This is a genomic window from Aeromonas enteropelogenes (genome assembly GCF_000819845.1).
GTDB lineage: Bacteria > Pseudomonadota > Gammaproteobacteria > Enterobacterales > Aeromonadaceae > Aeromonas > Aeromonas enteropelogenes.
Map to the genome: position 1 here is coordinate 230927 of NZ_CDCG01000040.1, position 6343 is coordinate 237269.

A 6343-nucleotide genomic window follows, 5' to 3' on the forward strand; every position below is an offset into this window, starting at 1 on the left:
GGCAAAATGGCGACAAAGTGGCGACAGCAAAAAAGCTGTGTTGTTTCTTGATTTGGCTGCGTGTACTATGTACACCGTGATGTAGGGTGTTCAGAGTGAGTGATGCGTGAGTCACGCGATTGAATTTATAGAGACGTCGATCTTCACTAGGCAGATAAAGGCCCTGGCGACAGACGATGAGCTCAGAGCATTACAGGCAGAGCTGATTGCCCAGCCAGAAAAAGGCGATTTAATCCAAGGTACTGGTGGCCTGAGAAAAGTTCGCATGGCAACAGGCCAGCAAGGGAAAAGCGGCAGTGCCAGGGTGATCTACTTTTTGGCGACCGTTGAGACGATATACCTGGTTCTGGCTTATGCGAAGAGTGAGAAAGAGAGCCTCACCACCGCAGAAAAAGCAGAGTTGAAGAAATTGACCACGTTACTGAAAGGCGAGGTTTGATATGAACATGTTTGACGAACTGAAAGCCTCTCTTGAAGAGGCGGTCGAGATCAAGCAGGGTCGCGTAGAGCCTGCCGCACGGACAAAATACGAGGTCGCTGACGTCAAGGCTATTCGTCTGGCCCTCAAGGTATCGCAGCAGGAGTTTGCCCAGGCGCTGGGAACGAGCGTTGATACAGTCAAAAGCTGGGAAACCCGGCGTCGCAATCCGACTGGATTGGCCGCGAAGGTATTGACGCTTATGCAAGAAAAGCCCGATCTCTACAGTGAGCTGGCCGCACACTAAAGGTGGAATGACGAAAAAGATCGAGAAGAGGCTCCATGGTGCGAGCCTCTTCTGTTTTTTGATGGCGGGAATGACGGCATAAAAGCCTGTTTTCGATGACGGTCTCGGTTAAACATCACGGTTCATACTTTTTCAAAATTTCAGTTATCAGATCATCATCCTCATATCTAACTAGCTGAAACAAAGAGTTTTTCGGCCAACTCAAAGCAACGACGCAGATCCTCGCCGTCCATTCAAATTCCCACGGAATGTACGGCCTACCCAATACATTCAACAACTTACATTTTCACCATCGTTATTCCGACCCTCTTCAAACTGTAAATCCTTGCAAAAAAGATCCTTCATTTCAGATCCTCAACGCCTTGTGGATCCTTTATCTGGCGCGGTCTGGGCATATGGTTTTGCGGTAATTCACTTTTGCAAAAAATTTTCCTGGTGAAGCCCGCAGGCGGGAGCGGATGAGCGCGGATTCCGTGGCGCAGACGCGCCCGTGGGCGTCGTTGCAGTGCGCTGACGGCTGTGAGCGGCGCTGTACTTCACGTATGATGCTCGCCTGCCTGATGGTGCCCCTACATGCGGCGCCCTTCCCTGGCCATGCTCTGGCGCTGTCAGGCAGATAGAAGGAGGCCCCACGATGTGGGGCCTCCTTTGCTTGGTGGGTTACTCGATGATGGGGGAGAGGGTAGCGGCCAGTGTTCCGGCCTGCTGGCTTTGGTCTGTGAACGTTCCGGCATTGGTTGGCTGTGTGCCTCCGTGGGTATGACATGCTGTGGCGGCGGCCAGTTGCTCCACCAAGTTCATCAGTTGGAGCAGCAGCCTGAAGATGTTCACCCCCTCTGTGCCCATCCACGAACGGGGTGCTTCGAAGTGCTGAAGCTCGCCGGCCACACTGCGTCGCAACTGGCCGATCACCTCCACCAGATCACCCGCAGCGGTCTGGCTCATATTGCCCAGGCACCCAGTCACCAAGTCATCACCGGCTAGCAGCTCGATGGCCCCGAGTGCCTCGATGCGCTTCATTGCCCCGAGCAGTTCCACGCTGTGCTGTTGAGTGCTGAGCCGGTGCTGGCCGAACTCGCCCAGGTAGTCGTCCGCCTCGCGGTGCATCAGTAGCGCCTTGTCATGCTGGGTGCGGTCGGTGTGGCGGCGCTGGTTGCCCACGGTATCGGTGCGGCTGAACACTTCGGCCCGTTGCTGCTGGAGCTGTTCGCCCGGGGCGATATCCGGCAGCGGCCAGTCCGAGCCCAGCACGGTGCGGATAAATGGCCGGTCAGCACGACCGAAGGCAAACCCCAGCTCGACGATGGTTCCCTCTATGGGGAACTGCAGCAGCCCCTGCTCGGGACCGCCGAACATCACCGGCAACGGCACGGCGCGATAGAGTGGGGCGGCTTTGTCCGGCTGACCATCTTCCCCCAGTAGTTGCACATCCACCGCGTAGCGGGGGCGAAACGGATCATTGAGCTGGCCAGCGGCCGCACTGTCGCTGATGGCCTCGACCCGCCCGAACTTGGGTAGGTGCATCTGGTCGGCCAGCTCCGGGAACTCCCCCTCCATCTTGCGCCGCTCCGGCGACTTTACCGGTTTACCTGGTGTTGCCGTGGTAAGGGTCATCTCGTCGCCCTTGAGGCGTACCCGCACCACCCGCTTGCCGTTGACGATAGCGCCCGGGCGCATGGCCGGGATCGGTGCCGTGGTCAGGGTGTTGCCCGCCTGGCGGCCAGAGAAGGCCGGATCCAGCTCAACCGCCCGATCGGCCCAGCGGCTGTGGGCGTGACTGCCCACGAAGATGGCGCCATCCGGCTGTTGATGCCAGATGAAATCCGGCACCGCAAAGGCGCGGCCCGCGTTGTTAAGCAGTTGATAGCCGGTACCGGCGCTGGTGAAGTTGGGGATCGGCCGATCGGTATAGTCGGCCCCATCCGGCAGCAAAAAGGTGAGTTTGGTCTGATTGCTCAGCCAAGCCAGCAGGCTGCGCAGGGTGGCGTGCTGAAGGCTGACCGGAAACGAACTCCCCAAAATCCCGGCCAGTTCGCGGCACAGCAGCTTGCTGGCGCCATTGCTGGCGGGCTGTACGTCATACACGTATCCGGTAAACCAGCGCCGCAGCTCGCCGTTGTAGCCCAGATCCACGGTCAGGGTTTGCCCCTTGTCGGCGCCCCCCTCGATGGTGAGGGCGGCGCGCCCGCCCGCACAGAGATCCAGCACGATATCGTGATCGATGAGTTTGGCCAGTTGGCTGCCCAGGGTCAGGTTGGTCGAGAGTTTCACGCCATCAGGTCTCCCAGTTTGTTATCAAGCTCCTTGATGGCCTGCTCCCAGGAGCTCAGCTGCTCCTGTTCTGAGGCCGATTTGCTGTCGCTGCTGTTTGCCGACTGGATCGGCTTGGTGTTGGCGGTACCCTGGCCCACCTTGGCCGGTGTTTTGGGCATCCGCTGTTCCCGCTTCTCGGGCACCGAGTTGTGCTCGCGCAGGGTGAACTGCACCTGCCAGGCCAGCAGCCCCTCCTGTTCGCTGGCAGTGATGCGCCCGGCGAACTTGGCCTGGCGTACCTTCACCGACTTGGCCAAGAGCGACCCGACCCGGTAGATATGGCGTTTGCCGCCATCGCCTTTGGCGTCGGCCAGCTCAAACAGCCGGCTCAGTGTCTGCTCGTCCTTGAAAGGGACAAGCCCCGAGATATCGAGCTCCTTGGCTTTGGCCCCTTGCTCCGAGCTGCTGGTCGAGCTGGTTTGGCCGCTGCTGTCCTTGTCCTGAAACTGCATCGATGCGGTGATCCGCATTGACTTCATCACAATCGGCTCACCGTCCAGGGTGAGCATGGCTGTTTTGCTCATCGGGTTAACTCCTGCCAGAAGGTGAGCGGGGAGGGGGAGAGTAGCAGGGCGCCGACCGTCATGCAGTGGCTGTGGTCCGGCGGGCTGCTCTGGTTCAGCTGGGCGGCCAGGCTTGCCGCATCGCCTTGCCCCTGCCACAACTGGCCACTGATGGTCGTCAGCTGGCCGAGTGCTTGCTCCAGCTTGGCCAGCTTGGCAGACCGACGTTCTGCCAGGGTGGCCAACTGGGCGATCGGGGTGGTGGCCCCCTGTGCCAGGCTCTCCAGCTGGGCGATCTCCGCCCCGAGCTGCGAGCGAGCAGGACGCAGCGGGGCCCATGTCAGCGGCTCATCGGCTTTCCAGCGTGGCACCTTGTCGGCGGTGGGTTTGCTCATGGCATCGTTGTTGGCCGTGAGGCAGCGGCAGGATGGCACAAAGCTGAGCCAACGCATCGGCCAGTGCGGTTTCGCTGTTGCCTGTAACCAGCCAGGCGATGGCGTGCAGCTGGCCAGTCGGCAGCAACGGATCTGCCCCATCCTGTAACTTGGCGGCAAGGGTCGCCACCGCCTTGGGGGAGGCGAGGCTGTACTGGTTGCCCTGGTGCTGACCCACCCCATGCTGATAGGGTGTCACGGTCAGGCAGCGGCCGGTTACCAGCAGCCGATCGAGTTCTGCCCGCAGACCTGCCAGCGCGGAAGCTGCTTGGCTGATTGGTGTGGGGCGGTATTGCGCTCTGGGTGCCAGTGCTTGCAAGCGGGCCACCGCGCTTGCCTGGCTTTCCGGCCGTTGGCCAAGTACCCCGCTGGCGCGGGAGTGTATCGTCTCGGTGCTGGCCGGCCAACGCAGCGTGCCTTGCGTCCAACTCATTGCGGGGCATCCGGCCAGGTGACATCGGTGGGCCATCCTTCGCTTTGTGGCAAGCGATAGAGGGCGACCCGGTAGTGTTGCCAGGCGGTGAGCTGGACCTTCTCGCGCTCGCTGATGACGCCCAGTTTGTCGGCATCCTCCAGCGGTGCCATGGTTGTCGCGGCGTGCTTCAGTTTGCTGTCTAACACCGCAAGCTGTTCATCTTCGGTGGGTGGGGATTCAGTAATTTCGCCCACGGGACCAAATTCGCCAAAAAGGGCTCGGGTATAAAGTTCCCGACCATGCTCTGCAGAGTCATCTGGCGTTGCCGAAAATGGCACTTCGCAATCAGGTAGGTGAGCAAATCACACAATCAGAGAGATGGCGGTTTTATCCCGGTTTCCCCATGTCGGCTATTATAACTGCTAACATGTGAGTCAAAAAAGTAAAAGCCCGTTTGGGCTTTTACTTTACTTAGATTAACAGTCAAATGAACGACCTGAACTCATCTAGTAATATCAGTCAAGACTGAGATATTGGCATTCCAACACGTCCACCCTTCAGTCTAATGAATTTGCGAGCTGGCTCTTCAATTAAATAATATGCTGCAGCAGATATCGCCACTAACACAAAAAACGATACCACCATTAAAACAATGTTATTGGAAAGGACTGGGATTATCTCCACCAACTTGGCGTGATAGGTAATCATCAATAAGATAATAAATGCTTGGAAAGAATAAAAGCAGTAGCTGATTTTTCCTAACCAAACAAAAATACGCGAAGACAAAATTAAAGATATAATTCCTTTGTTGTTTGATAATGAGAAGATCATAAAGGCAACTACAGGAATTACAATCCAATTATGACCAACATAATGAGACATTCTTGACCCAACAAAACCAAGGTAAAATAAAAAGAAAAGGGTAACAACAATCTGAGCCAATACACCATGCTGATAAATAAAGCCTCGACGAATTAGCAAAAAAGAACACACTCCGACGAGAAACTCTGGCAAACGGAAAACGGGCATAGAATAAAAAACAGGGGTAGTCGGAGCATCAAAAAGAGTGGCGGAAATTCCTGGTAATGTGGCCCACACCCAAAATATAGCTATCGTTAAAAACAGTTTCTCCGTTGATGCCCTCAAGAGATATGGAAGGATTAAAGGTAGCATTAAATAACAGAATGCCTCCACAGAAATTGACCAACTACCACCATCATTCCAATAACTAAAAAATTGAGGAAGCCATGCTTGAACAAGAAATATATTCGACGTGACAATTAAAAAAAACTTTGCAAATTGCTTTAAATGTGTCAACCATCGACGTGCCAATAATGTCAAACCCAAGCCACGGTAGTGTTAGTAATGCTGCAACGACGTAGATAGGATATATTCTAGCAAATCTATTTTTTAAGTATTCACTTACTCTGAACGTCTGCCCTGCATACCGATAAGCAAGAACAAAACCCGAGAGAATAAAAAACAGACTCATTCCCACTGCACCTTGTCCAATAATGTTGCTAACAAAACTGTTCGTTGTTACCGGCCAACGAATGTGGATATGAAATATAAAAACATATAGCGCTGCAACAAATCGCAACCCAGTCAAAGAAAGAATTTCATCTTCTTTATTATTCAATGCTAATACCCCTATATTAAAACTGTCTTGAACTAATGTATTATTATGGCGGAAATTACACATCCAGTTTTTAATATTAAGATTTATCAATAATGTATCCTATAGTTCTTTTATTTAAGTATGTATTATATTCACATGCAAAGAAACAACATTGTTGAGTTAGCAACAGAGCGAGAGTACATTAACCTAAAAAGCGAGCAGATAGAAGAACACAACCACGAGCAAAACATGGGATTGCGGGGCTGCTCAAGCTGCGCAACGGGTTTAACCAAGTGGTGGGGTTGCACGGCGTTGTTTCCCAAATCAGCCAGCAA

The 6343-nt window shown here is 54.5% G+C and carries 9 protein-coding genes; 2 read left to right on the plus strand and 7 right to left on the minus strand.

Annotation, left to right across the window (positions count from 1 at the left end):
- Window positions 1-106 precede the first annotated feature (106 nt).
- The gene (locus tag BN1123_RS17830) at window positions 107-439 is read left to right on the plus strand and encodes a type II toxin-antitoxin system RelE/ParE family toxin (protein WP_042028673.1); all 333 of its coding nucleotides are present in this window, start codon (window positions 107-109) and stop codon (window positions 437-439) included.
- A gap of 7 nt (window positions 440-446) precedes the next feature.
- Window positions 447-725 carry a NadS family protein gene (gene nadS, locus BN1123_RS17835; RefSeq protein ID WP_224212360.1) on the plus strand — a complete coding sequence of 93 codons (279 nt, stop codon included), beginning with the start codon at window positions 447-449 and terminating at the stop codon, window positions 723-725.
- Between the two features lie 660 nt (window positions 726-1385).
- Here nadS and BN1123_RS17840 read toward each other — a convergent pair.
- The 7 genes from BN1123_RS17840 to BN1123_RS22030 form a co-directional block, all read right to left on the minus strand.
- Entirely contained in the window at window positions 1386-2996 is a 1611-nt protein-coding gene (locus BN1123_RS17840) for a hypothetical protein (protein WP_042028675.1), read from the minus strand.
- On the minus strand, window positions 2993-3562 hold the full coding sequence (locus BN1123_RS17845) for a baseplate complex protein (RefSeq protein ID WP_042028676.1): 570 nt from the start codon (window positions 3560-3562) through the stop codon (window positions 2993-2995). The genes BN1123_RS17840 and BN1123_RS17845 overlap by 4 nt, the downstream gene beginning before the upstream one ends.
- A complete protein-coding gene (locus tag BN1123_RS21865) occupies window positions 3559-3936 on the minus strand; it encodes a hypothetical protein (protein ID WP_224212361.1) in 378 nt (125 codons plus the stop codon). The genes BN1123_RS17845 and BN1123_RS21865 overlap by 4 nt, the downstream gene beginning before the upstream one ends.
- A complete protein-coding gene (locus BN1123_RS21870) occupies window positions 3890-4408 on the minus strand; it encodes a hypothetical protein (RefSeq protein WP_224212362.1) in 519 nt (172 codons plus the stop codon). The genes BN1123_RS21865 and BN1123_RS21870 overlap by 47 nt, the downstream gene beginning before the upstream one ends.
- Window positions 4405-4596, minus strand: coding sequence for a tail fiber assembly protein (locus BN1123_RS21875; protein ID WP_224212363.1), 192 nt, complete (start codon window positions 4594-4596; stop codon window positions 4405-4407). The genes BN1123_RS21870 and BN1123_RS21875 overlap by 4 nt, the downstream gene beginning before the upstream one ends.
- Before the next feature lie 313 nt (window positions 4597-4909).
- Entirely contained in the window at window positions 4910-5731 is an 822-nt protein-coding gene (locus tag BN1123_RS21060) for an acyltransferase family protein (protein WP_268746129.1), read from the minus strand.
- Window positions 5619-6092, minus strand: coding sequence for an acyltransferase family protein (locus BN1123_RS22030; RefSeq protein WP_412149815.1), 474 nt, complete (start codon window positions 6090-6092; stop codon window positions 5619-5621). Before BN1123_RS22030 ends, BN1123_RS21060 begins: the two co-directional genes overlap by 113 nt.
- Window positions 6093-6343: the final 251 nt, after the last annotated feature.

Coding starts and splice junctions, on each gene's coding strand:
- BN1123_RS21870 (WP_224212362.1), bottom strand. CDS start 4,408: ATGAGTTGGACGCAAGGCACGCTGCGTTGGCCGGCCAGCACCGAGACG.
- BN1123_RS22030 (WP_412149815.1), bottom strand. CDS start 6,092: ATGTGTAATTTCCGCCATAATAATACATTAGTTCAAGACAGTTTTAAT.
- nadS (WP_224212360.1), top strand. CDS start 447: ATGTTTGACGAACTGAAAGCCTCTCTTGAAGAGGCGGTCGAGATCAAG.
- BN1123_RS21865 (WP_224212361.1), bottom strand. CDS start 3,936: ATGAGCAAACCCACCGCCGACAAGGTGCCACGCTGGAAAGCCGATGAG.
- BN1123_RS17845 (WP_042028676.1), bottom strand. CDS start 3,562: ATGAGCAAAACAGCCATGCTCACCCTGGACGGTGAGCCGATTGTGATG.